The following is a 25805-nucleotide window of genomic DNA, read 5'->3' as shown; positions in this document are numbered from 1 at the left end:
CGCCCCCAGCTTAGTAATGAATATAAAGCAGCAATCTCACTGACATATGAAAAATTTCAAAACCGCGCCCGTCCGTCCCGATTTGGCACATCGCTCCCATGCCGTCGCAGCAACAGCGGCCAACCCGTTTCGCAGTATCGGTTTTGATGGACGGCCTCCCGGATAAGAGGACAGCGACTCACCCCGCCGCGATGCTCAGCCCCACCGCCTCGGCCACCTTGATCCCGTCGATCGCCGCCGACAAAATCCCCCCGGCATAGCCCGCACCTTCCCCGGCGGGATAAAGGCCCGCCACGTTGAGGCTCTGAAAATCCTTCCCCCGCGTGATCCGGATGGGGGAGGAGGTGCGCGTCTCCACCCCCGTCATCACCGCGTCGGGGTGGTCATAATGGGCGATCTGCCGCCCGAAGACCGGGATCGCCTCATGAAAGGCCTCCAGCACGAATTCGGGCAGGCATCGCGACAGGTCGGTCATGGTGACGCCCGGCTTGTAGGAGGGGACAACCTCACCCAGTTCGCTCGAAGCCCGCCCGGCCAGGAAATCCCCGACCCTCTGCCCCGGCGCATGATAGGTCTTGCCCCCCGCGATAAAGGCCATGCTTTCCCAATGGCGCTGCAACTCTATCCCCGCCAGCGGCCCGCCGGGATAGTCGCGCTCCGGTTCGATGCCGACGACCAGCCCCGAATTGGCGTTGAATTCGGCCCGCGAATATTGGCTCATGCCATTGGTGACGACGCGCCCTTCCTCCGAAGTCGCCGCCACCACCCGCCCGCCGGGACACATGCAGAAACTGTAGACGGTGCGGCCGTTGGCGCAATGATGGGCCAGGCTGTATGCCGCCGCGCCCAAGGCGGGATGCCCGGCGCACTTGCCGAAACGCGCCCGGTCGATCCAGCTTTGCGGATGCTCGATCCGCACGCCGATGGAAAAGGGCTTCGCCTCGATATGCACGCCCCGCGCATGCAGCATCTCGAAGGTCGGGCGGGCGCTGTGCCCCACCGCCAGCACGACATGGTCCGTCTCGATGAAGCCGCCGTCCGCCAGATGCACGCCGCGCAGCTTCTGCGCGCCGTCGCCCTGCCGCTCCAGTTCCAGTTCGTCGACCCGGTGCTGCCAGCGATATTCGCCGCCCAGCCCCTCGATCTGCCGCCGCATCGCCTCCACCATGGAGACCAGCCGGAATGTGCCGATATGGGGATGCGCCTCGGTCAAGATATCGTCCGGCGCGCCCGCCGCGACGAATTCCTCCAGCACCTTGCGCCCCAGAAAGCGCGGGTCTTTCACCCGGCAATACAGCTTGCCGTCGGAAAATGTCCCCGCCCCGCCCTCTCCGAACTGGACATTGCTGTCGGGGTTGAGTTCGGCCCGGCGCCACAGGCCCCAGGTATCCTTGGTCCGCTCCCGCACCACCTTGCCCCGGTCCAGGATGATCGGGCGAAAACCCATTTGCGCCAGGATCAGCCCGGCGAACAGCCCGCACGGCCCCGCGCCGATGACGACGGGCCGCTTGCCCGACCAGCCGCCGGGCGCCTTCGCCACGAACCGGTAGTCGGTGTCCGGACGCGGGCGCACGTCATGATCCTTGGCGAAACGCTCCAGCACCGCCGCTTCGTCCGTCACCTCGACATCGACGGTGTAGACAAGCTGGATCGCATTCTTCCGCCGCGCATCATTGCCCCGCCGCACCAGGACATGGCGCGACAGTTCGTGCGGTTCGATGCCCAGCCGCTCGCAAATGGCGGCGGGCATCGCATCGGCGCTATGGTCGAGGGGCAGTTTCAATCCGGAAAGGCGCAACATCCAGACGCCCCTAGACCTAAAGCCGAGTCGGCTCCAGCCCCCGTCGCGATCCTGAGGATTGGAACGTCGGCAATTGGCCAGTTGCGGACATTAGATATCCGTTCGCCCTGAGCGAAGTCGAAGGGCTCTGCTGAGCGGAGGCGAAGCATGGAAGCCTCGCTCCGCTCGGCTGAAGGCTTCGACTTGCCGAAGGCAAGTTTATCCTGAGCGCCTGCCCTGGCAGGTAGACGAAGGGCTCAGGGCGAACGGAAAACTGAACGTCCGCTCTCCACCCCAACCAGTCAGTCCCGCTCCCGCTACGCAGCAGCGCAACGCATCAAGACCGAACGGAGCGCAACCTCCCCAAAACCCACTCCCCAACCAAAGCCACCGCCATGCTCAACCCCGTCAGCGGAAACAGCGCGCCCAGCCCCAGCATCAACCCCGCCACGACCCGCCTGTCGCCCGTCCCGGCGGCAGGCGGCTCACCCAGGCGCCGCTTCCACCACAGCACCGGCGCGGTCACGCACAGCAGCAGCAAACAAAGACAGCCCGCCACCACCTCCACCAGCCGGTTGCCGACAGGCCCGGTCAGCGCCAGACTGTGCAGATCCTTGACCGTCCGCATGACGGCGGCGGCAGCAGCGCCCCGCCCGGCCGCACCACGATCCTGTCATGATAGACGGCCCGCTCGATCTCCGGCTTGTAGAGATAGAGCGCGCCCGTCACCGCCATCAACGCCAGCACCGGCAGGACGATCAGCCCCGCATAGAAATGCCAGCGCCACATCGCCTGATAGAAGGAACCGCCTTCCATGATCAGAACCGCGCCCGCACGCCGCCATAGAAGGCGCGCCGCTCGATCGGATAGAAGATCGCCCGGGACGCGGGCGCCAGCTTCGAATAGTCGACCACCGCGCTAATATCGCCCACAGCCCGTTCCGCCGTCAGGTTGCGCGCATCCAGGAACAGCGTGACGCCCGGTTTCACCTGCGCCTGCGCGCCCAGGTTCAACGTCGCATAATCCCCGACCCGCTTCGTGTTGGCATAATCCACCCACGCCCCCTGCGGCAGCCATTCCACGGCGGGCGAGACGCTCAGCTTCTCCGTCCCCAGCTTCAGTTCGGCGCGATAGAAATGGCGCGGCACCACCGGCAGACGATTGTCCCCGAAATGCGCGTCTTCGCGGAAGCGGAAATCGCTATATTGATAGACCTGCCGTAGGCTCGCCCAGGGGGTCAGCGCCAGGTCCAGCCCCGCCTCGACCCCCTGATGCCGCGTCCGCCCCGCATTGAAGGTCGCCGCGGGAATCGCGCTGTCGCCCGCCCCATATTGCAGCAACTCGCCGCGCAGGTCGGCGCGATAGAGGCTGATGTCCCAATGCGCCATGCCCCGCGTCCCGCGCGCGCCGATCTCCGCCGTCCACGCCTTTTGCGTCCTCAGCGGAACGAAACCGACGGCCAGCGTGTCGAACTGCGTCTGCCCCAGTTCGATGAAGCCCGGCAATTCCACCGACCGGCTGTAATTGGCGTAAAATTGCACCGCCTGCGCCGGTTCGAACAGCAGCCCGAATTTCGGCGCGAAGGCGTCGAACGACACGTCCCCGCTCGCCGCCGGGGCGAAACGATTGTCCAGCCGCCGCTCGCCATGGCTGTATATGCCCCCCGCGATCAGCCAAAGCCCCGCAACCGGCGCAACCCGCACCTCGCCATAGCTGTTGATCGTCTGCGCCCGCGCCCTCTGATAGGATCGCGGCGCGCCCGCCTTGCCGTTCAGATTGACGAACTGGCGGAACCGCCCCTGCCCGAACCGCGCCTGTCCGCCCAGCGTCAGTTCGACCGGCACGCCGCCGATATTCCCCGCCAGATCGAGGCTGGCGAAAACCCCGCGATCCTCCGACTTCTGGTCGACCACCTGAAAGATCGGATGATCCAGCGCCTTGGCGTTATAATAGAGGCCGAACGCCAGTTCCCCGCCGTCCAGCGCCACCGTGGTCCGGTTCTGCAAGCGGATCGAATCGATGTTGCGCGCCTGATCCCCGGCGAAATTGCCCTTGGCCGGATGGTCCAACGCATCGCCTTCGTTCAGCGCCCCCGACAATTTCTGCCGGATCGTCTGCACGCTGGCATAGAAGCGCGTCTCCACCCGGTCATTCAGCTTCAACCCGACATTGCCGTTGAACCGCAACGCCCTGCGCCGCCCATGATCCCGGTCCCCATCGGACCGGTCGGCGGTCAGCGCGGCCCACGCATCCCCCCGCCCGTCGCTATAGCCATAGGCCGCCTTGCCCCGCAGCGTGTCGAACGACCCGCCGTCGACCCGCATTTCCGCCCCCGGCGCCGTCCGCCCGGTCGGCGTCACCGCGTTGATCGCCCCGCCCAGCGTCGACCCGCCCAGCCGCAGCGCATTGCCGCCGCGATACACCTCCAGATGCTGGAAGACCTGCGGGTCCAGTTCCTGGAAATCGCCATTGTCGTCGGCCATGTTGATCGGAATGCCGTCCTGCAACAGCGTCAGCCCGCGCATATGAAAACCCCGCGACAGGCCCGATCCGCGAATGGAAATCCGCACCTCCTGCCCGAAGCGCGGCTGGGTATAGACGCCGGGCGAGAAGCTCAGCGCATCGCGCAGGGAAACGGCCAGCCGGTCGCCGAATGCCTCGGCAGGCACGACACCGACCCCGCCCGGCGTGCGGAGCAGCCGCTCCGCCGCCTCCTCGACCATGGGACTGGCGGTAACGATGATCCGGCTCTGCTCCGCCGCTTCATCGGCCAGGGCGGGAGCGGAAAAGGAACAGGCAAGCGCGCACAGCGAAACGCCGCGCAGAAGGGAAAAAGCGGACATGAAAAGGCAACCTTACTGAAAAAGCACGAAAAACGGCGGATTTTTCAGAAGGCGGCGGGCGGTCCCGAAGAAGGCGGCGGCGGCGCGGCCAGCCGGGCGATCCACCCGGTCTTGATCGCAAAGGCGATCGGCCCGAAGCCAAGCTGCCAGGCGGGCAGCGGCAGGTCGGCCAGAACCAGCGGCGGCACCGCCGGCTGCACCGACGCGGCGAAGGGGCAGTGCTGCTGCCCCGCCATGCCGTCATCCGGCGCATGCCTGGAGGGAGCCTGCCCCCGGTCGACCACGACATTGACCGCGCCCTGCCCCGTGCACAGCGTCACCACGACGCCCCGCTCGGTCCGCACCGGCATGAAGCCCGACGGCGCGATCACCTGAATCGCCAGCACGAGCAGAGCCAGCGCGGCCAACAGGCCCCTCGCCGACTCCGAACGTCTGACTGCCCCCATCATGGAGCAAACCCCTAGCCGCCACGCCCCGCCCTGTCACCATGCCATATCGCCCCACCTAAATCCTCCCCATCTCCCGATGGGGAGGATTAAGAAGGCCTGCACTAACCTTGACGTAAACGTAAGGCGCCGCTAAATCACCGCCATGGACAAACGCACCAGCATTGCCGGCATCATCGAACTGCCCGATCACCGCGACCGGCAGAGTTACAGCATCACCGACCTGTCGGAGGAATTCGGCGTCACCGCCCGCGCCCTGCGCTTCTATGAGGATGAAGGGCTGATCGCGCCGGAGCGCCAGGGCCTTTCGCGCATCTATTCGCGCCGCGACCGCGCCCGGCTGGCGTGGATATTGCGCGGCAAGCGGGTCGGTTTCAGCCTGTCCGACATTCGCGAGATGATCGACCTCTACGACGCGGACGATGAGCATGAGGCGCAACGCCGCGTCACCATCGCCAAGTGCGAGGCGCGCATCGCCCTGCTCACCCGGCAAAAGGACGATATCGACGCCGCCATCGCGGAACTGTCCCAGTTCGTGACCGTCCTCCTCAAATAATTCCCCTTCGACAGAACAGAACCGCCCGGAGAAGATCATGCCCAGCTACACCGCCCCCGTCCGCGACACCCGCTTCGTGCTCGACCATGTCGTGGGGCTGGATCGCCACGCCAACCTGCCCGGCTTCGAAAATGCGACCGCAGATCTGGTGGAGGCGATCCTGACCGAAGGCGGCAAGATCGCCGCCGAAGTGCTTTTCCCGCTGAACGCCGTGGGCGACAAGGAAGGCTGCACCCGCCACCCGGACGGCAGCGTCACCACCCCGACCGGCTTCAAGGCGGCCTATGACGCCTATGTGGAGGGCGGCTGGACCACGCTGCACGCGCCCGCCGAATTTGGCGGACAGGGCCTGCCCATCGTCGTCGCCACGGCGGTCAGCGAATATATGGTGGCCGCCAACCAGAGCTTCAAAATGTATGACGGCCTGACCAACGGCGCGGTGGAAGCCCTGATCGCCAAGGGCAGCGACGAACAGAAGCAGACCTATATTCCCAACATGGTGTCGGGCAAATGGAGCGGCACGATGAACCTGACGGAGCCGCATTGCGGCACTGACCTGGGCCTCATCAAGACGCGCGCCGTGCCGCAGGCAGACGGTAGCTACATCATCACCGGAACCAAGATTTTCATTTCGGCGGGCGAACATGACCTCACCGAAAACATCATCCACCTCGTCCTCGCCAAGACCCCGGACGCGCCGGAGGGCAGCAAGGGCATATCCCTGTTCGTCGTCCCCAAATTCCTGTTGAACGCGGACGGATCGCCGGGCGAACGGAACGCCCTGTCCTGCGGATCGCTGGAACATAAGATGGGCATTCACGGCAACGCCACCTGCGTCATGAACTATGACGGCGCGACCGGCTGGCTGGTGGGTGAGGAGAATAAGGGGCTGGCCGCCATGTTCATCATGATGAACGCGGCGCGCCTGGGCGTCGGCCTTCAGGGGCTGGGCCAGGCGGAGATCGCCTATCAGAACGCCGCCCTCTATGCCCATGAACGCCGCCAGGGCCGCGCCCTGACCGGCCCCAAGGATCTGGAGGAAAAGGCCGACACGCTGTTCGTCCATCCCGACGTCCGCCGCATGCTGATGGAATCGAAGGCACTGACGGAAGGGTTGCGCGCCCTGATGCTGTGGGGCGCGTTGCAGGTCGACCTTGCCCACCATGCCGCCACGGAAGAGGAGCGGCAGGCCGCCGACGACCTGCTCCAACTGCTGACGCCGGTGATCAAGGGCTATGGCACGGACAAGGGCTTCGATGTCGCGGTGACGGCGCAGCAGGTGTTCGGTGGCCATGGCTATATCTGGGAAAATGGCGTCGAACAATTTGTCCGCGACGCCCGCATCGCCCAGATTTACGAGGGCACCAACGGCATTCAGGCGATGGATCTGGTCGGGCGCAAGCTGGCGATGAACGGCGGCCGCGCGCTCCAGTTCTTCCTGAAGATCGTCGCGGACGAAGTGGCCGATGCCAAGGGCGACGAAAAGCTCGCCCCGCTGGCCGAGGCGCTGGAAAAGGCCAGCGGCCAGTTGGGCGCGGCGACCATGTGGCTGATGCAGAATGCAATGAAGACCCCCGACAATGCCGGGGCGGGCGCGGTGCATTATATGCACATATTGGGCATTGTCGCGACCGGCCTGATGTGGCTGCGCATGGCGAAGGCGGCGGCGACCCTGCTCGCGGCGGGGGCCGAGGACGCGAAATTCCTGGAAGCCAAGCTGGTGACGGCCCGCTTCTTCGCGGAACGCATCCTGCCCGACGCCGGCGCCCTCCGCCGCAAGATAGAGGGCGGCGCGGAAAGCCTGATGGCGCTGGAACCGGAAATGTTCCTGCCGGCCTGACTTTCTCCCCGCCGCCTATTCCTCCCTACGCGCAGCGTGGGGAGGGGGACCGTCGGCGCAGCCGATGGTGGAGGGGAAATTCGGAGGTCGCGCCCCTTCCCCTCCGTCAGCGCTTCGCGCTGTTGAACGGAGTCACGCGCCTCCGTTCAACTCCCCATCTCCCGATGGGGAGGAATAGGATAGGTCCGCTTTAGACCAACCCCTACCCCTGATCCTGATAGGCCATCTGCAAAATCCCCCAATGCCGCCCACGCACATGGATGGACGCGATCACCTGCTTCAGCAGGATCACCTCCCCCGCCGCGTTCAGCCGCCGATAGGCCTTGATGCAGAAGGGCTGGGTGATCCGGCACTGTTCCCGCGTGTCGGGAAAATCGAAGATCAGCCCCTGGCGCGAATATTCGAAATTCCAGTCGTCGTCGCCCGGCCGCTGCGGATGCGACCGTTCCGGCATGGCCACCGCGCCGAAACTGTTGCGGTCGGTGAAGGTCATGCCGAACAGCCCCGGAAAGGCCCGCGCCCGCTCCTGCTGCACCCGCGCCGCCGGGATCAGCACCGGCTGGACCGGATGGCTATATTGCACCGGCTGCGTGCCGGGGATCGGCGCATAGGCTTCGCTGAACAATTCGCCTTCTCTCAGCCGCCCCTCGGCAATGGCCTGGTCCAGCGCCGCGCTCACCGCCTGGGCGGCGTCCAGGCAGAAATCGATATAGGGCGTGTCGGGAATCTCCACGCCGCTTTCCGCCACCAGTTGCAGCAACTGGTTGGTGTCGTCGCTGGCGGTGGAAATGCGGCCCGACAGCCTTTGCAGGCCCCCCGCATTGTCGGTGGAGGTGCTGGCCAGCGCTGCCAGCCCGCCGCGTATCTCGTCCACCGATCCGACGATGGAGGCGATGCGCGCCGCCACCCCCTCGCTGTTGCTGGACAAATCCTCCATCAACGCGCCCAGCCGCTCGACCAGCAACTCGATATTCTTCGTGTCGTTCAGCGCCGTGCGCGCCGTCTCCGCGCCATGGACGATGCCCTCCAGCATCTTGCCCGCCTCGCCGGTCAGCGCGCCGATCGACTGGTCGATGGTCTGGGTGGCGGCGGCGGTTTCCTGCGCCAGCTTCTTGACCTCCGCGGCGACCACCGCGAATCCACGCCCGGCATCGCCCGCCCGCGCCGCCTCTATGGTGGCGTTCAGCGCCAGCAAATTGGTCTGGCTGGCGATGCCCCTGATCACGCCGGTCACATGGGCCACGGTCTTCAATGCGTCGCGAAAGCCGTCCAGCCGCTCATGCACGCTGCCGACCCGCTCGATCAGGTCCACGAAATTGCCGTTGGCGTCGGACAATTGCCGCCCGGAATCATCGATGATGCTCCGCGCCGCGACCGCCTTCTCCCGCGCATCCTGCCCGGCCAGCGACACGCTTTCGCCGTCGTCGGACAATTGCGCCGCCGCGCCGCTGATCGCCTCGATCGTGCGGGCCTGATGGGTGACGCGGTCCGCCAGTTCACTGATGTCCGCCTGCAAATCCAGCGTGCGGATGCCCAGGTCGCCCGACAGCCTGGCCACCTTCATCACCGCCTGCTCGACGCTCCGGTTTCTTGCCTGATTTTCCACGGGAAAAAGGGCTATCGGTCGATAGTAAAATATCCGTTAGCGATGCGGCGGGCCGTTACAAGGATCCCATCAGCGCCAGCACTACCCCGCCCGCCACCAGCATCAGCCCCATGACCTCGCTGCGCGCCACCCGCTCGCCCAGATAGAAATGGCCGAAGCCCAAAGTGAAGGCCACCTCGACCTGCCCGACGATCCGCACCAGCGCGACCGGCGCCGTCGCGAATCCGGTGAACCAGCAGGCCGAACCCAGCGCGGAAAGCAGCCCGACCTGCCCCGAAACCCGCCAGCCGCGCAGCACGGCGCGCATCTGCTCCCGCTCGCGCAGCAGCAGATAGCCGCCCTGCATCACGGTCTGCAAAGCGACGGTCACCACCAGCACGATCAGCGCGGCCAGGACCGGATCGCCACCCCCCACCTGCTGCGTCGCCCGCCGGACAGCGATGGCCGTCAGCGCGAAGAAGAAACCCGAAGCGATCCCGCACAGCGCCGCCGGTTGCCCCAAGGCGCGGATGAAGCCCACCCGCTTGCCCCCGCCCGACAGCAGCATGACGCCCATCACCCCGCAACCGATCCCCACCCAGGCCAGCGGATGCAGCCGCTCGCCCATCAGCAGGAAGGAAAGGATGGCGCCCTGCACCGCCTCCGTCTTGGAATAAGCGGTGCCGACGACGAAATTGCGATGGGCAAAGGCCATGATCAGCAAATTGGTCGCAATGATCTGCGCCAACCCGCCCCCCAGGCAAAAGAGCAGGAAAGAAGCATCGGGCGAGGGCCAAGGCCCGGCAAAAACCAGCCGATACCCCGCCAGCAACATCACCGCAAAAGGCAGCCCATAAAGATAGCGCACCACCCCCGCCGCATTGACGGACAGATCATGACTGACCCGCCGCTGCACCGCCGTCCGCCAAGCCTGCGCCACCCCCGCCAACAAAGCCGCCGCCAACCAGATCACCTAAAAATCCTCCCCATCGAAAGATGGGGAGGGTCGAAGAGAGGCACGTGACTCTCTTCGACGCTCGCGAAGCGAGTGGTGGAGGGGAAATGCGCGACAGTGGTGCAGGATATGCACCGTCACGGCTTCAAACTCCCGAAGAACATCGACGGCCTTGATCCGCAGAACATGGATATTCTGAGCGTTGAGCCAAGCATCCCGTCGTTCATCCCGAACCACTCGGTCGGCGCTATCATGCCCAGAGCCATCGACCTCCACCCCCAGCCGCGCCGAAGCACAATAGAAATCCAACACGAAAGGCCCAACCGGATGCTGCCGCCTGAACTTCACCCCATCAGGCCGCTCCCGCATCCATTGCCAGAGCGCAACCTCAGGCGGCGACAACTCCCGGCGCAATCCCCGCGCCTGCGCCACCGTCTTCCTTTTGGGAGGCATAGCGCCCTTTCCCCTCCACCATTTGCTTCGCAAACGGTCCCCCTCCCCATGCAAGCATGGGGAGGAACAAGAAAAGCCTCACGCCTTTTCGAGAAGCCCTTCCTTCCGGATCTTCTCCTGCCACACCAGCGGGGCGAGCCGGTGGACATTCTGGCCTTCGCTATCCACGGCGACGGTCACGGGCATGTCCTGTACCTCGAACTCGTAGATCGCCTCCATGCCCAGGTCTTCGAAGCCGACCACCTTGGCCGCCTTGATCGCCCGCGCCACCAGATAGGCCGCGCCGCCGACCGCCATCAGATAGGCGCTCTTATGCTTGGCGATGGAATCCGTCGCCGCAGGCCCGCGCTCCGCCTTGCCGACGCACGCCGCCAGCCCCTGCTCCAGCATCATGTCCATGAACTTGTCCATGCGCGTCGCGGTCGTCGGCCCGGCCGGTCCCACCACCTCGTCGCGCACCGGATCGACCGGCCCGACATAATAGATGACGCGGCCCTTGAAATCGACCGGCAGCTCCTCGCCCCGCGCCAGCATGTCCTGAATCCGCTTGTGCGCGGCGTCACGCCCGGTCAGCATCTTGCCGTTCAGCAGCAACCGGTCGCCATGCTTCCAGCTCTGCACCACTTCGGGCGTCAGCTCGTCGAGGTCGACCCGGATCGCTTCCTTGCTCGGCTTCCAGTCGACCTGCGGCCATTCCGAAATCTTCGGCGCCTCCAGATAGGCCGGACCCGACCCGTCCAGCGTGAAATGCGCATGGCGGGTCGCCGCGCAGTTGGGGATCATCGCCACCGGCTTGCCCGCCGCATGGCAGGGATAGTCGTAGATCTTGACGTCCAATATGGTCGAAAGCCCGCCCAGCCCCTGCGCGCCGATGCCCAGCGCATTGACCTTGTCGAAAATCTCGATGCGCAGCTTCTCGATCTCGTTCTGCGGCCCGCGCGCCTTCAATTCGCCCATGTCGATGGGCTCCATCAGCGATTCCTTGGCCAGCGCCACCGCCTTTTCCGCCGTTCCGCCGATGCCGATGCCCAGCATGCCGGGCGGGCACCAGCCCGCGCCCATCTGCGGGATCATCTCCAGCACCCAGTCGACGATGGAATCGCTGGGGTTCATCATCTTGAACTTGGTCTTGTTCTCCGACCCGCCGCCCTTGGCCGCGACGTCGACGGTCACCTTGTTGCCCGGCACCATCTCGACAGTCAGCACGCAGGGCGTGTTGTCCTTCGTATTGACGCGGCTGAACGCCGGGTCTTTCAGGATCGAGGCGCGCAGGCGGTTCTCCGGGTTCAGATAGGCCTTGCGCACGCCATCGTCGATCACCTCCTGCATGGAGCGGCTGTTATCGTCCAGGCGGCATTCCATGCCCCATTTGACGAAGACATTGACGATGCCGGTATCCTGGCAGATCGGGCGATGCCCCTCCGCGCACATGCGGCTGTTGGTCAGGATCTGGGCGATGGCGTCCTTCGCCGCCGGATTGGCCTCCGCGTCATAGGCTTTGCCCAGCGCGCGGATATAATCCATCGGATGATAATAGCTGATGAACTGGAGCGCATCGGCAACGCTCTCGATCAGATCGGCGGTCTTGATGACGGTCATCTACCCTGGTCCCCAAACTAGCGGCCCGCCCTGCACGGCGGGTCCATGCAGGCGCGGCTATAGGCCTTTGGACGCATGAGTCCAGAGTGAGCCGCTACCCATCGGCATAGGGAAACAGATGCCACCACGGCTCCTTTTCCCGCAGCACCCTTGCAAAGCTCTCCCTCGCCTCCAGCCGGTCGAGATAGGCGCCCAGCCCCGGAAACCCCTCCCGCACCGGCACGATCCTGTCCGCATAGAAGAGCGCGGGCGCCGCGGCGCAATCGGCCAGCGAGAATGCCTCCCCCGCCGCCCAGCGCCGCCCCGCCATCCGCGCCTCCAGCAACGCATAGGCCTTGCGCAGCAGCATCTTCGCCTGCTCCACCCCATGGGGATCGCGCGCCACGCCTTCGGGCCGGATGCGGTCCCCGACCAGGCTCTGCATCGGCGTCATCACATATTGGTCGAACAGCCGGTCCATCAGCCGCACCTCCAGCGCGGCGTCGGCATCCTGCGGAATCGCCCGAAACGGTCCGGGATGATGCTGCCCCAGATATTCGATGATGACGCTGGTTTCCGCGACCACCCTGCCGCCGTCGCGCAGCACCGGGAATTTCCCGATCGGCCACAGCGCCAGCCATTCCTCCGCCGCGCCCGGCTCCTCCAGCATCCGGGGCACGAACGCCGTGCCATTTTCATAAAGGGCGATCAGCACCTTCCAGCAACAGGAGGATAGCGGATGATAATAGAGAATCATGGCGGCCTTCCCTCCGGCGATGGCGGACACAGCATATTGTCATCTTTCGGTCGCATCCGGCACAGGTGAATCGACCCTCCCACGCAATTGCGTGGCAAGCCAAATTTATTTTACCGGCGCAATTGTCCCTCTTGCCTTTTCCATACTCCAGCAAAGTCCATGCGTCGCTGCGATGCGGCGTGCCGAACCGTCGGTGAAATGAGTCCCCGCGGCGACGAACCGAGTCCTCATATTGTCATTTACCCCCTTGCAAGCAAATGAAGCTGTGGCACTATCCCTTGTATCGGGTTAACGGGGGTTACCCAACAGATTGTGATCGCGCCAACCGGGCTGGTTCCCGGAAGGAGGGGGTTTTGCCCTTGCGATCCGGGCTGCTGGCCCCATCTCCGTGCCTGACCGGGTCGAAAATGCTAACTTCTTTCGGCCCGGGCCGGCAAGGGCTTGACCGAATCGAACGAAACAGGAACATTCGGGGGCTGGTCATGGATTTTCGAGACAGCGAACAGGTGAGTGCAAACGACGTGGCAACCGTGATTGACGAAGTGGTCGAAACCGTGGCGGAACAGAAAAAGGCAGCGCCGACTCCCAAGGCCGATCCCACGCCCAGCTCGTCCACCGTGCTGGAGCGCCGCTTCCATGTCGAGACCGATAACAGCCGCGACGCGCTGCTGACCGATTTCGGCAAGGACACGTTGCAGGACCGCTATCTGCTGCCCGGCGAATCCTATCAGGATCTGTTCGCCCGCGTCGCTGCCGCCTATGCGGACGACGCCGACCATGCCCAGCGCGTCTACGACTATATCTCGCGCCTCTGGTTCATGCCCGCCACGCCGGTCCTGTCGAACGGCGGCACCGGTCGCGGCCTGCCGATCAGTTGCTATCTCAACAGCGTGGACGACAGCCTGGAAGGCATCGTCAACACCTGGAACGAGAATGTCTGGCTCGCCAGCCGGGGCGGCGGCATCGGCACCTATTGGGGCAATGTGCGCGGCATCGGCGAACCGGTGGGCCTCAACGGCAAGACCAGCGGCATCATCCCCTTCGTCCGCGTGATGGACTCGCTGACCCTCGCGATCAGCCAGGGCAGCCTGCGCCGCGGTTCCGCCGCCTGCTATCTCGACATCTCCCATCCGGAGATCGAGGAGTTTCTGGAAATCCGCAAGACCAGCGGCGACTTCAACCGCAAGGCGCTGAACCTGCACCACGGCGTCCTGCTGACCGACGAATTCATGGCGGCGGTCCGCGACGGCAAGGAATTCGCGCTGCGCAGCCCGAAGGACCAGTCGGTGCGCGGCTCCGTCAACGCCCGCGCCCTGTTCCAGAAACTGGTGGAGGTCCGCCTGGCCACAGGCGAACCCTATATCGTCTTCAACGACACCGTGAACCGCATGATGCCCAAGCATCACCGCGATCTGGGCCTCAAGGTGTCGACGTCGAACCTTTGCTCCGAAATCACTTTGCCGACGGGTCGCGACCATATCGGCAATGACCGCACGGCAGTCTGCTGTCTGTCTTCCCTCAATCTCGAAACCTGGGATGAGTGGAAGGACGACAAGCAGTTTGTCGAGGATGTCATGCGCTTCCTCGACAATGTGCTGCAGGACTATATCGACCGCGCGCCGCCGGAAATGGCGCGGGCGAAATATAGTGCGAGCCGTGAACGGTCAGTGGGCCTGGGGGTGATGGGGTTCCACTCCTTCCTCCAGGCCCGGGGACTTCCGTTTGAAGGCGCGATGGCGAAAAGCTGGAACCTGCGCATCTTCAAACATATCAGCGAAAAGGCCGCCGAAGCCTCGATGCAGCTCGCGGTCGAGCGCGGCCCGTGCCCGGACGCCGCCGACATGGGGGTGATGGAACGCTTCTCCTGCAAGATGGCGATCGCGCCCACCGCGTCGATCAGCATCATCTGCGGCGGCACCAGCGCCTGCATCGAACCGATCCCGGCGAACATCTACACCCACAAGACGCTGTCGGGCAGCTTCGCGATCAAGAACCCCTATCTGGAAAAGCTGCTGGTGGCCAAGGCCAAGGACAGCACCGCCGTCTGGAACTCCATCCTGGAAAAGGGTGGCAGCGTCCAGCATCTCGACTTCCTGACCCAGGAAGAGAAGGACACGTTCAAGACCAGCTTCGAAATCGACCAGCGCTGGCTGCTCGAACTGGCCGCCGACCGTACGCCCTTCATCGACCAGGCGCAGTCGCTGAACCTGTTCATCCCGGCGGACGTGGAAAAATGGGATCTGCTGATGCTCCACTACCGGGCGTGGGAACTGGGCATCAAGTCGCTCTATTATCTCCGCTCCAAGTCGGTCCAGCGCGCCGGCTTCGCTGGCGGCGTGGAAGCGGACAACACCATCGACGCCCCGAAATTCGAAATTGGCGAGACCACCGACTATGACGAGTGCCTCGCCTGCCAGTAAGCACCAAAATCCCTCTCCTTCCAGGAGAGGGAGGGAGCCGCGCAGCGGCGGAAGGGTGAGGATGATGCGCAACTACCGCGATCTCCCCTCAGGCTCGGTCGATCGCGCCAAAACCCTCCGCCGCAACGCCACGGAGGCGGAAAAACGCCTCTGGAACGCCCTGCGCGAAAAGCTCCCGGAAGCGAAATTCCGCCGCCAGGTCCCTCACGGCCCCTATGTAGCGGACTTTCTCTGCTTCGCCGCCAAACTGGTCATCGAAGTCGACGGCGCCACCCACGCGGAACGCACCGAACAGGACGCCGCCCGCACCCGCTATTTCGAAGCAGAAGGCTATCACGTTCTCCGCTTCTGGAACCACGAAGTGATGGAAAATCTTGACGGAGTCCTGACCCAGATTTCCCTCTCCCTGCAGGTCGAACGGAGTCACGTGCCTCCGTTCGAGGAGGGAGGCGCAAAGCGCCGGAAGGGTGAGGACAGTCGAAGCGCAACCCATCCAACACCCTCACCCTCCCACGCCTGACGGCGCGGGCCCCTCCCTCTCCCGGTGGGAGAGGTGTATAAGAGAATATTCGGAGTAACCACCATGTCCCTTCTTCAAGCCAGCAAGGTCTACAAGCCCTTCGAATATCCCTGGGCCTATGAGTTCTGGAAGCGCCAGCAGCAGCTTCACTGGCTGCCGGAGGAAGTGCCGCTGGGCGAGGATTGCCGCGACTGGGCGCAGAAGCTCAGCGACCATGAGCGCAACCTGCTGACGCAGATTTTCCGCTTCTTCACCCAGGCCGACGTGGAGGTGCAGGACTGCTACCACGAAAAATATGGCCGCGTGTTCAAGCCGACCGAAATCAAGATGATGCTGACCGCCTTCAGCAACATGGAAACGGTCCACATCGCCGCTTACTCCCACCTGCTCGACACCATCGGCATGCCGGAAAGCGAATATAGCGCCTTCATGCAGTATAAGGAGATGAAGGACAAACACGACTATCTCCAGCAGTTCGGCGTCGACACGGATGAGGATATCGCCAAGACGCTGGCCATGTTCGGCGGCTTTACGGAGGGTTTGCAGCTTTTCGCCAGCTTCGCGATGCTGATGAACTTCCCGCGCTTCAACAAGATGAAGGGCATGGGCCAGATCGTCAGCTGGTCCGTCCGCGACGAGACGCTGCACTGCGAAGGCATCATCCGCCTGTTCCACGCCTTCGTGAAGGAACGCGACTGCCTGACCGCGTCGGTCAAGGATGACATCATGGACATGTGCCAGAAGACCGTCCGGATCGAGGATGCCTTCGTCGACCTGGTGTTCGAAATGGGGCCGGTCCCCGGCATGACGCCCAAGGACATCAAGAAATATGTCCGCTACATCGCCGACTGGCGGTTGGGGCAGTTGGGCCTGAAGCCGATCTACATGATCGACGAACACCCCCTCCCCTGGCTGACCCCGCTGCTGAACGGCGTGGAGCACGCCAACTTCTTCGAAACCCGCGCCACCGAATATTCGAAGGCGGCAACCCGCGGCCAGTGGAACGACGTCTGGGACGCCTTCGACCGCCGCACCAAGCTCAAGGGCGGCGAAGCAGCCAACGCGGATGAAGCAGGCGACCCCGACATGTTCAAGGCAGCGGGCATCGCGGCGGAATAAGAGAGATGAGAATCGGTGATTGGGCTATAATATTAGCTACGCTGGTTGGCCCGATTGTGGCAGTCGTTATTACGCTCTGGTATCAGAAGCGTGATAACGACTACTCTCGGCAAATTCAGATATTCCGGTCGTTGATGCAATAGCGAGCAAATTGGCTACATCCCGATTGGGTGGGTGCTTTGAACATGATCCCAGTGGAGTTTTCTGGGCGCGCAGATATAATCTCTGCATTTAATGGCTTGATAGTTAAGCTAAACGATCGCGGTTTTCTGATGGTGGGGAACATCTTGCTCACGCATATCAAAGAGCAGAGGCAGCCTTCATCGAATTGATTCAGCAAATTGCACGTCGATTGCACATCGATCTAACGGGGGTCGATCTTCGCAGCCGTGTCTACGCTCCACGCGGTTGGGCAGATGAGCAAGCATCCATTCAATCACTCCGCAGCGAAACCTTAGCTCTGCTGCGAGGTGAAACATCCGTAAAGGTTGATGTCGGAAATACAATTCCGGCCAGCATCGTCTCAGCCTGATAAGACTTAAGACAGAGGATATACCCGCCGCGTATGAATGATCGTCAGCACATCCACCTCAATATCTGACGCAATCCGATAAACGATCAGATAAGGCAATCCGACCACCGAAAACTCCCGCGTGCCTTCCACAACCCCCGTACGCCCAAGCAACGGAAACTGCCCGAACATCATCGCTGTCTGCACGACCCGCGCAACAACTCGATCCGCCGCCCGCTCATCATCCTGCGCGATCCAATCCCTGATTGCCGCCAGATCGTCCCGCGCCTGCGGCGTGAAATTAACGTTCAAGACCGAAGTCGCGCAATATCCGTTCGACCGGGATCATCCCGGCCCTATCTTCCGCCTGCGCCAAACCGCGCTCGATCTTCGCGCGCTTCCACGCAGCATAGCCGCGCTCAGGCGCACTGCCTTGCTCGGCCAGTTTATCGTGCGGATCCGTGCGGCTCTTCATGCGACGAAGATGCCCCTCAATCCGCCCGATTGCAAGGCGACCACACCATTTCGGTTCAATCTCACACCGAATTGGCGTGTGAAATTCCCTCCCCTCCCTGCTGCCTGTCCGGCGTATGAATGGATTGTTTTGTTCCGTTCATGCAACGTTTATGCGCATTGGGATGTTCTCCTCCCATCATAACCAAGGGAGTATCTCGATGAAGTTCACCCTCAAAACCGCCCTCGCCGCGCTGTCGCTCAGCGCCGTGGCGTTGAGCACAACGCCCGCCGCCGCCGATCCCCCGCCCTGGGCCGGTCACGGCAAGGGCCATGGCCGCGACGACTGGAAACATGGCGGCAAGCATGACCGCTACCAACGCCCCGGCCGCGTCGTCTACCATTACGACTGGAACCGCCCGGACACGCGCTATGGCCGCCATTACCGCCCCGACCGCTATTATCGCGGCGGTTACGAGCCGATTCGCGTGACCCGCGGCACCCGCATCTATCGCGGCTATGACGATCGCTATTATTGCCGCCGCTCGGACGGGACCACCGGCCTCATCGTCGGCGCGGCGCTGGGCGGCCTGCTCGGCGGCCAGCTTGATCGCGGCTATTCGAACACCGCCGGCGTCCTCATCGGTGCAGGCGCAGGCGCGCTGCTCGGCCGCGAAATCGACCGCGGCAATCTCAACTGCCGCTAACGCTCAAGGACTGGGGGAGGGGCCACCCTCCCCCAGCCTGTTCAGCACCAGGGCCGCCGCGCCCCATCCCATTCCCGCGCCAGTCCTTCGGCCACCAGCATCTCCCCGATCGACTGCCCGCCCCGCGTCACCACCCGCAACGTTCGCCCATAGCGGTCCGTATCCCGGTCCCCGCTCTCCAGCGAGAAAGGACCGGCGTTCATCAACGCCTGCAACCGCTGCGTCGCCCGCGCGCCCAGCGCCGCCTCTTCCGCGCAGCGCGGCGGATGAGTCTCCGGCGCGTCGATGTCCATCACGCGCACCCTCTCCCCCTGGAACCAGAAAGTGTCGCCATCGACCACGCAATTGGTCCCGCCGCCGCTATGACAAAATCCAAATCGCGCCGACAGCGTATCGCGGGCCACCGGCATCACCGCTTGCCCCCCGGAAAAGCGCCGCGCCACATCCGGCCCGAACCAGCCCAGCCCGCCGCCGATCAGCATCCCGCCAATCACCAGCATCGCGAAGGACGACCGCTTCGCCCTCTTCCGCCGCAAGCGGCCCTGCCCCGCCCGGCGCGCCTCCGTCAGCCAAACCACCTCGCCCCGCTGCTTCCTCGATCCCCGCGTCATGCCCCTGCCATAACCAAAGGCCGCCGCCCCGTCTCGCGTCAAAATATCCGAATTTGTCCCGGATCAAGGACAGATCCGCCGCAATCGCCACGCTCCTGCCATCAGCAGGAGGCCCCATGACCACCCCCTATGCCCGCATCGGCGGCGAACCGGCCGTCGCCGCCATCGTCAACCGCTTCTACGACCTGGTCGAGCAGGACGCCGCCTTTGCGGACCTCCGCGCCCTCCATGCCGCCGATCTTGCCGCCGTCCGTCACGGCCTCACCCGCTTTCTGTCGGGCTGGGCAGGCGGTCCCCGCGACTGGTTCGACCACGGCCCATGCATCATGTCGCTGCACCGCGCCTTCCCGATCACGCCCGCGCTGGCGGATCAATGGTCCGCCGCCATGACGCGCGCCATCGCCGCCCAAGCCGGCCTGGACCCGCAACTCGCCCAGGCGATGGCGCAGGCGCTGGATCATATGGCCCACGCCATGGTCAATCTGTCGTTTACCGAGAACGCCGCCTAAGGCTTTCGCTTGATTGAGCTTGCGTAACTTTCGTGCGACACTGCCCCCGCAAGGAAGCGGAGACTCGCCGTGCACGATCATCTGAAGGACGCTGCCGCCGCGGCCGACCTGACGGACGAGCAACTCGCCGCCATCTACCGCAGGATCGCCGACCCGAAACGTCCGTCCGGGTTCGAACAGGCCGTGCTGGATGAAATGGAAAGACGGCATCTGACGCCCCCCACCTGATCCCCTGGCGGAAGGCCGCACATGTTCGGGCGAACCGTGCACGAACATCGACACATGGCGGCCACAGTCTTTTCACCCGCCTGAAAATCCATTATTATTCAATGTTATAGGTAATTTTACCGTCAACCATCATGCCGCCGGAGCGGCGGGGGGCAAATCCGCCGCTTCGACAAGGAGGTTCAACGAAGGCGGCACTGGGCCGCTCAAAAAACAGGGGTCGTACCATGCGCATTTTCTCTCTCCGCCCGCTTGCGGGCGCTTTATTCGCGTGCGTGCTGATATTTTGCCTGAGCGAGTGGGGCCTGTCCCTCACCGCCGACACCGAAAAAATCTCCGCGCCCGCCCACGCGGCGAAAGGCAGGCCGGGCATGGCCTCCATCGTCACCAACGGCTTCTTCGGCCAGGCGGCGGACCCATCGCCGGAAATCGACCTGGCAACCCCCCTGCCCAGTCCCTGGGCCACCGCCCTTGGCAGCAGCAATCCCGCCGCGCTCCTTCCCCCCACCGCCGGCATCGGCGCGACCGGCCGTTCCCTATGGGGCGCCAGCACGAAAATGGCGGCCGCGACTACCAGCCTGTCGATGGCCACCGGCACCGCGCAGGCGGGCGACTTCGCCAATTTCGACTTCGCCGGCGGCACCCGCTATCCCGAACTCGCCACCGCTTCGGTCGGCCCGGCCTTCTACCTTCCCGGATCGACCGTCGCCCATGTGCCGATCACGCTGGACCGGCCGACGCCCAACACCGTGATCGCGCGCGTGATGACGGAGGATGGGCCGGGCCTGGTCCGGGGCGTGGCGGGCATCAACTATCAAAGCATCTACAAGGCGGTGATCTTCCGCCCCGGCGACCCGCTGACCAAGACGGTCTCGGTGCCCATCCTGCTGGGCGTGCCGCAGGCGGATTTCATCGTCCGCTTCGTGGAGGCCCCCTGGGGCGGCAAGATGGGCACGGACCGCGCCTTCGTGCAATGCGATTTCCAGCAGCCGCCGACCGTGGAACAGACAGAGGGCCGCGAACCGCGCACCTTCCAGCCTTCGGCCACGCTCCAGTGGAAGATGAGCCGCGAAACCCTGAAATGGTCGGACGCCGGCCATGACAAGGCCTGGTCGACCAAGCTGCCCAATGGCCGCTCGCAACCGGGCAATCAGGAAACCGGCATCTATCTCGACGGCTGGGTCTACCGCGACTATGGCATAGAAGCCCCGCTCCGCTACACGGACGAGGGGCTGATCATGCACACGCAAAAGCTGCAACAGCCCATATCCTGGGACGGCGTCCCCTATCATTACGGCGCGATCGTGCTCAGCGGCCACAACACCCGCCCGGTTCAGATCGGCTACGGCCAATATGAATTCACCGCGCAAATGCCCAACCGGCGCGGTTCCTGGCCCGCCTTCTGGCTGATCTCGACCGCCGGATGGCCGCCGGAAATCGACATTTACGAAGGGTTCGGCTTCGAAAGCTGGTGGGATTTCGACCGCTACACCGCCAACACGCTGCACGGCGGCGCGAACATCACCCGCACCTTCCAGCAGGGCGTCTTCATGAACACGGACGAGATTTACGGCATTGGCGGCTTCACCACGGGCTTCCACCGTTTCGCGGTCGACATACAGCCCGACTATATCACCTGGTTCATCGACGGGAAGGAAACCTACCAGGCGGTGAACCCCTTCGCCGGTTTCCGCTGGTACCCGATCATGAACGTCGCGGTGAAGACGACGGGCGACTATGCGGACGGCTCCGGCGACATGATCGTCAAGGACATCAAAATCTATTCGGACTGAGGCTAAGGGAGCGTAAGCAAATTCGGAAATGGCCGCAAATGGCCAAACCAAGATATTCCTTCTCCCTCGAGGGAGAAGGATAGGGAGCCTTGCTGAGCGCAGCGAAGCTAGGCGGAGTTGGATGAGGGGGAGCGGGCCTGCGGTCCGCGCGATCCTGTGGATCGCAACCCTCTCACCCCAATCGACCAGCCGCCAAGTCCCGAATTCGTCCACCGTACAAGGGAAGCCCCCCACCCCCCTCAAAACCGGTCGAAAATCGACCCCATGCGCGGACTGAACAACCGGTCATAGGCTTTCAGCAAGGCCCCGTCGGTCATCCCGGCGATATAATCGCAGATCACCCTGGGCACGTCCTCCCCCGCCCGCACCAGCGCCCCCTGCTCGGCGGGCAGCAAAGTCTCCGGCTCCGAAGCCAGGGCCTCGAACACCGACACCACCATCTGCTGCCCCTTGAACTCCAGTTGCCGCACCCCCGCGCTCTGGATCACCGCCCGGTAGACGGCGTTCTTCAACGCTCCCAGAAACCGCGCCGGGCCTTCCTGCATGCCCGCCCTGTACCGGATCAGCGGCTCCTCGAACGGCTCCAGCACGTCGATCCGGCAATGGGTGATCAGATGATGGACCATCCGCCCGATGCAACGCTTGCGCTCGCCCCCTTCGCCGAACAGCGTCTCGACCAGCCGTTCATAGACATTATTCTCGGACTCGCCGGGATATTTGCGCTTCAGATGGTTGAGGAAGGACGCGCATTCCTCCTCCGGCACCAGCGCCCGGAATTCCTCCTCGCCGATCAGCCCCAGCGCCAGGGCGTCCTCCAGGTCATGGACGCCGAAACCGATATCGTCGGCCACGTCCATGATGCTGCAATCGAAGCTTTTGTGGATCGCCCGATGATGCGCGCCGGTCCGCGTCTCCAGCGCCGTGAACGCCTCCCGGTCGGCGCTGGACAGCGGCGCCAGCACCCACTGCACCACCTCCCGCTCCGTATCCAGATAGCATTTGGGCGGCTTCGACGCGGCCCCGTCGATGATGCGGATGGCGGTGGGCCTGTCGTTCAGCCGGGGCGCGCAGGCGGGATTGCACGCCTGGGAGAAAGGCACCGGATATTTGAGCACCCCCAGCAGCGTCCGCCGCATCAGATTGGCCCCGGCCCCGGCGGAAAATTTCTCCAGCCGGGACAGGATGCGCAGCGTCTGTCCGTTGCCCTCGAACCCGCCCGCCTGCCGCATGCAGTAATTCAGCGCGACTTCCCCGCCATGGCCGAAGGGCGGATGGCCCAGATCATGGGTGATGCCGATGGCCTGGATCAGGCTATGGTCGGGCAGATGGGGGATGGCGGGATGATCGGGGAAATCCTGCCGGAACTGGCGGGCTATCCCGCCCGCGATCTGCGCGACCTCCAGCGAATGGGTCAGCCGCGTGCGATAAAAATCGCTGTCCCCCAGATTGAGGATCTGGGTCTTGCCCTGCAACCGGCGGAAGGACGCGGAATGGATGACCCGCGCATAGTCGATATCCGCCTCGTTCCGGGCATCCTCGCTCTGCGCCTGCCAATTTTCCTGCCGATCGTACCAGTTCATGGCGAATCCTCCGTACCGGCCCGTGCATAGCCCGAACCCGGCCCGCTTGTCCCGCAAAAGGGATTCATTTGCTGGGCCTGAGCCGCCATCCGCATCCCAAATCCCGATCATTTGCCGATTTGAAGGATTTATGCCATATCTGTCTTAAACAAGCTTCAACTTCGGGCATGAGGACAGCAATGAACGCAGTGGTAACCCAGATCGGCGATCTGGCGGAGGCCGGCGAAAAGATGGTCGAACGCCTGCGGCGCAAGGCTTTTCTGCCGGATAGCCGCAAGGAACTCAACATCCGCTTCGGCATTGCGGAGGCGGCGCAGCTTCTGGGTTGCTCCACGAATCGGATTCGCATGGCGGAGGAGGATGGACGCCTTCCCCCTGCCCCGCCGACCGAAAATGGCCGCCGCCCCGGCTACAAGGTCGAAGAATTGCTGAACATGCGGCAGGTGCTGGGCGCCTCGCCCGAACGCGCCCCGATGGACGTGCCCGCCATCATCGCGGTGCAGAATTTCAAGGGCGGCGTCGGCAAGTCGACCGTCACCACCCATCTCGCCCATTATTTCGCGGTGCAGGGCTATCGCGTGCTGGTGGTCGATTGCGACAGCCAGGCGACGACCACCACCCTGTTCGGCTTCAACCCGCATTTCAACATCCAGCGGGAAGAGACGCTCTACCCCTATCTCTCCATCGATCCGACGCAGGTCGACCTGCTCTATGCGGTCAAGCATACCGCCTGGCCCAATGTCGATCTGATCCCGTCCAACCTCGAACTGTTCGACGTGGAATATGAGCTGGCGGCGGCGGGCAGCGACGGCGGCTCTGTCCTCGCGGCGCGCTTCCGCAAGCTGAAACAGGGGCTGATGGACCTTGCCCGCCATTATGACGTGGTGCTGCTCGATCCGCCGCCGGCGCTGGGCACGATCAGCCTGGCGGTGATGCAGGCGGCCAACGCCCTGCTGGTGCCGCTGGCCGCGACCACGCCCGACTTCTGCTCGACCGTCCAGTTCCTCTCCATGATGGATCAGGTGATCGGCCAGTTGCAGCAGGCGGGGATAGAGGTGGACTATCATTTCGTCCGCCTGCTCTGTTCGAAATTCGACAGCAACGATCCCAGCCATTCGATGGTCCGCGCCATCATGGAGCAGAGCTTCGGCCCGGCCCTGCTCCCCATCCCGATCCTCGACAGTGCGGAAATCAGCCACGCGGCGCTGCGCATGATGACGGTCTATGAACTGGAAAAGCCGATCGGCACGCCCCGCACCCACAAGCGCTGCCGCGCCAATCTGGACGGAGCCATGGGCCAGATCGAGGCGCTGGTCCGCCAGGGCTGGGGCCGTGTCGCCCCGGCGCGGGAGGAGGACATTGTCAATGCGGCATAAATCTCTGTCCTACCGGCAATTGTTCCCGATATGTTCCCGATTCGGCAAGGGGGAATGGCATGGCGCGTAAACAATCCGATTATCTGGCGGCGCTTCTGTCGGATGAGGCGGAGTCGCCTGCCCCCGTCGAACGGGAAGAGGCCGGGGCGCCCGGGGCGCCCCCCTCCCCCGACCCGGCGGCGTCCCGTCAGGACCGCGCTCGCGGCACGACGCTGCTCGGCCGCGAATCCGCCCTTGCCCGCCTCGCCTCCGGCGAAGTGCGGCAGGTCACGCAATTGCTGCTCGATCCGGCCCGCGTCCGCGTCTGGACCGGCAACGCCCGGCACTATGCCCATCTCAACGAGGAAAATTGCCGCGAACTGATCGATTCGATCATCGCGGAGGGCGGGCAGAAGGTGCCCGCCGTGGTCCGCCGGATAGAGGACGACCCCGATCACGACTATGAAGTGATCGCGGGCACCCGCCGCCACTGGTCGATCAGTTGGCTGCGCGCCAACAGCTATTCCGGCATGATGTTCGTGGCGCAGGTCGCCCAGCTTGACGACGAAGCCGCCTTCCGCCTCGCCGACCTGGAAAACCGCGCGCGCAAGGACGTGTCGGACCTGGAACGCGCGCGCAACTATGCCGACGCGCTCAAATCCCATTATGGCAGCCACCTGACCCGCATGGCCGAACGGCTGAAACTCTCCAAGGGCTGGCTCAGCAAGATGATCAAGGTCGCCGGGATCGATGACGGGGTGATCGACGCCTTCGCCTCCCCGGCGGACGTGCAGTTGAAGCCCGCTTATGCGCTGGCCCAGGCGCTGGACGATGCGAAGGCCGCGCCCGCCATCCGGGCGGAAGCTGGCCGCCTCGCCACCGAGCAACGCGCCCTGCGGGCGGCGGGCGCATCGCCGATCCCGGCGGCCGACGTGCTCAAACGCCTGCTCGACGCCCCCCGCGCCGCCCAATCCGCGCCCCGGCAGGAACCCTTCATCTGGACCACCCCCTATGGCCGCCCCGCGCTGACGGTGCAGTCGATCAACCGGCAGGGCATCACCATCCGCCTCCACGCCGGATCGGGCGCCGACATGGAAACGCTGGCCAACGCGCTGCGCGACACGCTCGAACATCTGGAACGGCAGGGCATGGGGCTTCAGCGCTGATGGAAACCGGGGGGCAGGGCAAAGGCGCGGGCAAGGGCAGGGC

Annotated in this window: 25 protein-coding genes and 2 pseudogenes; 13 read left to right on the top strand and 14 right to left on the bottom strand. The window is 64.3% G+C overall.

The genetic code is table 11. The annotated features are described in order from the left end of the window. Nucleotides 1–178: 178 nt before the first annotated feature. The 5 genes from NUH86_RS21430 to NUH86_RS21410 form a co-directional block, all read right to left on the bottom strand. On the bottom strand, nucleotides 179–1801 hold the full coding sequence (locus tag NUH86_RS21430; RefSeq protein WP_267252502.1) for an NAD(P)/FAD-dependent oxidoreductase: 1623 nt from the start codon (nucleotides 1799–1801) through the stop codon (nucleotides 179–181). Nucleotides 1802–2117: 316 nt separating this feature from the next. Beyond that, nucleotides 2118–2408 (bottom strand): hypothetical protein, encoded by a 291-nt coding sequence (locus NUH86_RS21425; RefSeq protein ID WP_267252501.1) that lies wholly within the window; start codon nucleotides 2406–2408, stop codon nucleotides 2118–2120. Continuing rightward, nucleotides 2372–2596, bottom strand: coding sequence for a PepSY domain-containing protein (locus NUH86_RS21420; protein WP_267252500.1), 225 nt, complete (start codon nucleotides 2594–2596; stop codon nucleotides 2372–2374). Before NUH86_RS21420 ends, NUH86_RS21425 begins: the two co-directional genes overlap by 37 nt. A 2-nt stretch (nucleotides 2597–2598) precedes the next feature. Next, a complete protein-coding gene (locus NUH86_RS21415) occupies nucleotides 2599–4623 on the bottom strand; it encodes a TonB-dependent receptor family protein (RefSeq protein ID WP_267252498.1) in 2025 nt (674 codons plus the stop codon). A 44-nt stretch (nucleotides 4624–4667) separates the two neighbouring features. Further along, nucleotides 4668–5072 carry a DUF2946 family protein gene (locus NUH86_RS21410; RefSeq protein WP_267252497.1) on the bottom strand — a complete coding sequence of 135 codons (405 nt, stop codon included), beginning with the start codon at nucleotides 5070–5072 and terminating at the stop codon, nucleotides 4668–4670. A 142-nt stretch (nucleotides 5073–5214) separates the two neighbouring features. On the opposite strand from NUH86_RS21410, the gene NUH86_RS21405 reads away from it, so the two are divergent. Further along, entirely contained in the window at nucleotides 5215–5625 is a 411-nt protein-coding gene (locus NUH86_RS21405; protein ID WP_267252496.1) for a MerR family transcriptional regulator, read from the top strand. 37 nt (nucleotides 5626–5662) lie between these two features. Further along, nucleotides 5663–7465, top strand: coding sequence for an acyl-CoA dehydrogenase C-terminal domain-containing protein (locus NUH86_RS21400; RefSeq protein ID WP_267252495.1), 1803 nt, complete (start codon nucleotides 5663–5665; stop codon nucleotides 7463–7465). A gap of 202 nt (nucleotides 7466–7667) precedes the next feature. Here NUH86_RS21400 and NUH86_RS21395 read toward each other — a convergent pair whose 3' ends face one another. The 5 genes from NUH86_RS21395 to NUH86_RS21375 form a co-directional block, all read right to left on the bottom strand. Beyond that, the gene (locus tag NUH86_RS21395; protein WP_267252494.1) at nucleotides 7668–9029 is read right to left on the bottom strand and encodes a methyl-accepting chemotaxis protein; all 1362 of its coding nucleotides are present in this window, start codon (nucleotides 9027–9029) and stop codon (nucleotides 7668–7670) included. 97 nt (nucleotides 9030–9126) lie between these two features. Beyond that, nucleotides 9127–10023, bottom strand: coding sequence for a DMT family transporter (locus NUH86_RS21390; protein ID WP_267252493.1), 897 nt, complete (start codon nucleotides 10021–10023; stop codon nucleotides 9127–9129). Then, the gene (locus tag NUH86_RS21385; protein ID WP_267252492.1) at nucleotides 10024–10458 is read right to left on the bottom strand and encodes an endonuclease domain-containing protein; all 435 of its coding nucleotides are present in this window, start codon (nucleotides 10456–10458) and stop codon (nucleotides 10024–10026) included. A gap of 78 nt (nucleotides 10459–10536) precedes the next feature. Then, nucleotides 10537–12057 (bottom strand): fumarate hydratase, encoded by a 1521-nt coding sequence (locus NUH86_RS21380; RefSeq protein WP_267252491.1) that lies wholly within the window; start codon nucleotides 12055–12057, stop codon nucleotides 10537–10539. Nucleotides 12058–12151: 94 nt separating this feature from the next. Next, a complete protein-coding gene (locus tag NUH86_RS21375) occupies nucleotides 12152–12793 on the bottom strand; it encodes a glutathione S-transferase family protein (RefSeq protein ID WP_267252490.1) in 642 nt (213 codons plus the stop codon). Nucleotides 12794–13275: 482 nt separating this feature from the next. On the opposite strand from NUH86_RS21375, the gene NUH86_RS21370 reads away from it, so the two are divergent. The 5 genes and pseudogenes from NUH86_RS21370 to NUH86_RS24925 form a co-directional block, all read left to right on the top strand. Next, the gene (locus NUH86_RS21370) at nucleotides 13276–15213 is read left to right on the top strand and encodes a ribonucleoside-diphosphate reductase subunit alpha (RefSeq protein WP_267252488.1); all 1938 of its coding nucleotides are present in this window, start codon (nucleotides 13276–13278) and stop codon (nucleotides 15211–15213) included. A 61-nt stretch (nucleotides 15214–15274) separates the two neighbouring features. Further along, a complete protein-coding gene (locus NUH86_RS21365; protein WP_267252487.1) occupies nucleotides 15275–15733 on the top strand; it encodes an endonuclease domain-containing protein in 459 nt (152 codons plus the stop codon). A gap of 63 nt (nucleotides 15734–15796) precedes the next feature. Then, complete coding sequence (locus NUH86_RS21360) at nucleotides 15797–16852, top strand: ribonucleotide-diphosphate reductase subunit beta (RefSeq protein ID WP_267252486.1); 1056 nt, start codon at nucleotides 15797–15799, stop codon at nucleotides 16850–16852. A 5-nt stretch (nucleotides 16853–16857) separates the two neighbouring features. Further along, a pseudogene (locus tag NUH86_RS24930) lies at nucleotides 16858–17184 on the top strand (DUF6680 family protein). Continuing rightward, nucleotides 17160–17384 (top strand): annotated as a pseudogene (locus tag NUH86_RS24925) (DUF6680 family protein); the annotation flags it as partial. The pseudogenes NUH86_RS24930 and NUH86_RS24925, both read left to right, overlap by 25 nt. Nucleotides 17385–17390: 6 nt before the next feature. On the opposite strand, the gene NUH86_RS21355 reads toward NUH86_RS24925, so the two are convergent. Both NUH86_RS21355 and NUH86_RS21350 read right to left on the bottom strand, forming a co-directional pair. After that, complete coding sequence (locus NUH86_RS21355; RefSeq protein WP_267252485.1) at nucleotides 17391–17675, bottom strand: type II toxin-antitoxin system RelE/ParE family toxin; 285 nt, start codon at nucleotides 17673–17675, stop codon at nucleotides 17391–17393. Further along, a complete protein-coding gene (locus NUH86_RS21350; protein WP_267252484.1) occupies nucleotides 17665–17838 on the bottom strand; it encodes a hypothetical protein in 174 nt (57 codons plus the stop codon). Before NUH86_RS21350 ends, NUH86_RS21355 begins: the two co-directional genes overlap by 11 nt. 199 nt (nucleotides 17839–18037) lie before the next feature. On the opposite strand from NUH86_RS21350, the gene NUH86_RS21345 reads away from it, so the two are divergent. Then, on the top strand, nucleotides 18038–18523 hold the full coding sequence (locus tag NUH86_RS21345; RefSeq protein WP_267252483.1) for a glycine zipper 2TM domain-containing protein: 486 nt from the start codon (nucleotides 18038–18040) through the stop codon (nucleotides 18521–18523). A gap of 41 nt (nucleotides 18524–18564) precedes the next feature. On the opposite strand, the gene NUH86_RS21340 is transcribed toward NUH86_RS21345, so the two are convergent. Then, nucleotides 18565–19134 carry a thermonuclease family protein gene (locus NUH86_RS21340; protein ID WP_267252482.1) on the bottom strand — a complete coding sequence of 190 codons (570 nt, stop codon included), beginning with the start codon at nucleotides 19132–19134 and terminating at the stop codon, nucleotides 18565–18567. 116 nt (nucleotides 19135–19250) lie between these two features. On the opposite strand from NUH86_RS21340, the gene NUH86_RS21335 reads away from it, so the two are divergent. From NUH86_RS21335 to NUH86_RS21325, 3 genes are all read left to right on the top strand, one after another. Next, complete coding sequence (locus NUH86_RS21335; protein WP_267252481.1) at nucleotides 19251–19643, top strand: group II truncated hemoglobin; 393 nt, start codon at nucleotides 19251–19253, stop codon at nucleotides 19641–19643. 69 nt (nucleotides 19644–19712) lie between these two features. Then, nucleotides 19713–19871: a hypothetical protein gene (locus NUH86_RS21330; protein WP_267252480.1), complete on the top strand. Its 159-nt coding sequence runs from the start codon at nucleotides 19713–19715 to the stop codon at nucleotides 19869–19871. Nucleotides 19872–20095: 224 nt separating this feature from the next. Continuing rightward, on the top strand, nucleotides 20096–21661 hold the full coding sequence (locus tag NUH86_RS21325; RefSeq protein ID WP_267252479.1) for a family 16 glycosylhydrolase: 1566 nt from the start codon (nucleotides 20096–20098) through the stop codon (nucleotides 21659–21661). Nucleotides 21662–21900: 239 nt separating this feature from the next. Here the strand turns inward: NUH86_RS21325 and NUH86_RS21320 are convergent, their stop codons facing one another. Next, nucleotides 21901–23241, bottom strand: a complete 1341-nt coding sequence (locus NUH86_RS21320) for an anti-phage deoxyguanosine triphosphatase (protein ID WP_267252478.1) — start codon at nucleotides 23239–23241, stop codon at nucleotides 21901–21903. Between the two features lie 179 nt (nucleotides 23242–23420). Here NUH86_RS21320 and NUH86_RS21315 point away from each other — a divergent pair, with 179 nt between their 5' ends. Continuing rightward, nucleotides 23421–24617, top strand: a complete 1197-nt coding sequence (locus tag NUH86_RS21315) for an AAA family ATPase (RefSeq protein WP_267252477.1) — start codon at nucleotides 23421–23423, stop codon at nucleotides 24615–24617. A 59-nt stretch (nucleotides 24618–24676) separates the two neighbouring features. Next, complete coding sequence (locus tag NUH86_RS21310) at nucleotides 24677–25762, top strand: ParB/RepB/Spo0J family partition protein (RefSeq protein ID WP_267252476.1); 1086 nt, start codon at nucleotides 24677–24679, stop codon at nucleotides 25760–25762. Nucleotides 25763–25805: the final 43 nt, after the last annotated feature.

The organism is Sphingobium sp. JS3065 (assembly GCF_026427355.1).
In the GTDB taxonomy this organism is placed as follows: domain Bacteria; phylum Pseudomonadota; class Alphaproteobacteria; order Sphingomonadales; family Sphingomonadaceae; genus Sphingobium.
The sequence above is the reverse complement of the archived record's forward strand: the minus strand, read 5'-3'. Positions and strand labels throughout refer to the sequence as shown.

Coding starts and splice junctions, on each gene's coding strand:
- NUH86_RS21340 (WP_267252482.1), bottom strand. CDS start 19,134: ATGACGCGGGGATCGAGGAAGCAGCGGGGCGAGGTGGTTTGGCTGACG.
- NUH86_RS21370 (WP_267252488.1), top strand. CDS start 13,276: ATGGATTTTCGAGACAGCGAACAGGTGAGTGCAAACGACGTGGCAACC.
- NUH86_RS21315 (WP_267252477.1), top strand. CDS start 23,421: ATGAACGCAGTGGTAACCCAGATCGGCGATCTGGCGGAGGCCGGCGAA.
- NUH86_RS21360 (WP_267252486.1), top strand. CDS start 15,797: ATGTCCCTTCTTCAAGCCAGCAAGGTCTACAAGCCCTTCGAATATCCC.
- NUH86_RS21380 (WP_267252491.1), bottom strand. CDS start 12,057: ATGACCGTCATCAAGACCGCCGATCTGATCGAGAGCGTTGCCGATGCG.
- NUH86_RS21415 (WP_267252498.1), bottom strand. CDS start 4,623: ATGTCCGCTTTTTCCCTTCTGCGCGGCGTTTCGCTGTGCGCGCTTGCC.
- NUH86_RS21310 (WP_267252476.1), top strand. CDS start 24,677: ATGGCGCGTAAACAATCCGATTATCTGGCGGCGCTTCTGTCGGATGAG.
- NUH86_RS21410 (WP_267252497.1), bottom strand. CDS start 5,072: ATGATGGGGGCAGTCAGACGTTCGGAGTCGGCGAGGGGCCTGTTGGCC.
- NUH86_RS21420 (WP_267252500.1), bottom strand. CDS start 2,596: ATGGAAGGCGGTTCCTTCTATCAGGCGATGTGGCGCTGGCATTTCTAT.
- NUH86_RS21320 (WP_267252478.1), bottom strand. CDS start 23,241: ATGAACTGGTACGATCGGCAGGAAAATTGGCAGGCGCAGAGCGAGGAT.
- NUH86_RS21425 (WP_267252501.1), bottom strand. CDS start 2,408: ATGCGGACGGTCAAGGATCTGCACAGTCTGGCGCTGACCGGGCCTGTC.
- NUH86_RS21385 (WP_267252492.1), bottom strand. CDS start 10,458: ATGCCTCCCAAAAGGAAGACGGTGGCGCAGGCGCGGGGATTGCGCCGG.
- NUH86_RS21345 (WP_267252483.1), top strand. CDS start 18,038: ATGAAGTTCACCCTCAAAACCGCCCTCGCCGCGCTGTCGCTCAGCGCC.
- NUH86_RS21365 (WP_267252487.1), top strand. CDS start 15,275: ATGATGCGCAACTACCGCGATCTCCCCTCAGGCTCGGTCGATCGCGCC.
- NUH86_RS21430 (WP_267252502.1), bottom strand. CDS start 1,801: ATGTTGCGCCTTTCCGGATTGAAACTGCCCCTCGACCATAGCGCCGAT.
- NUH86_RS21335 (WP_267252481.1), top strand. CDS start 19,251: ATGACCACCCCCTATGCCCGCATCGGCGGCGAACCGGCCGTCGCCGCC.
- NUH86_RS21325 (WP_267252479.1), top strand. CDS start 20,096: ATGCGCATTTTCTCTCTCCGCCCGCTTGCGGGCGCTTTATTCGCGTGC.
- NUH86_RS21350 (WP_267252484.1), bottom strand. CDS start 17,838: ATGAAGAGCCGCACGGATCCGCACGATAAACTGGCCGAGCAAGGCAGT.
- NUH86_RS21400 (WP_267252495.1), top strand. CDS start 5,663: ATGCCCAGCTACACCGCCCCCGTCCGCGACACCCGCTTCGTGCTCGAC.
- NUH86_RS21375 (WP_267252490.1), bottom strand. CDS start 12,793: ATGATTCTCTATTATCATCCGCTATCCTCCTGTTGCTGGAAGGTGCTG.
- NUH86_RS21395 (WP_267252494.1), bottom strand. CDS start 9,029: ATGAAGGTGGCCAGGCTGTCGGGCGACCTGGGCATCCGCACGCTGGAT.
- NUH86_RS21405 (WP_267252496.1), top strand. CDS start 5,215: ATGGACAAACGCACCAGCATTGCCGGCATCATCGAACTGCCCGATCAC.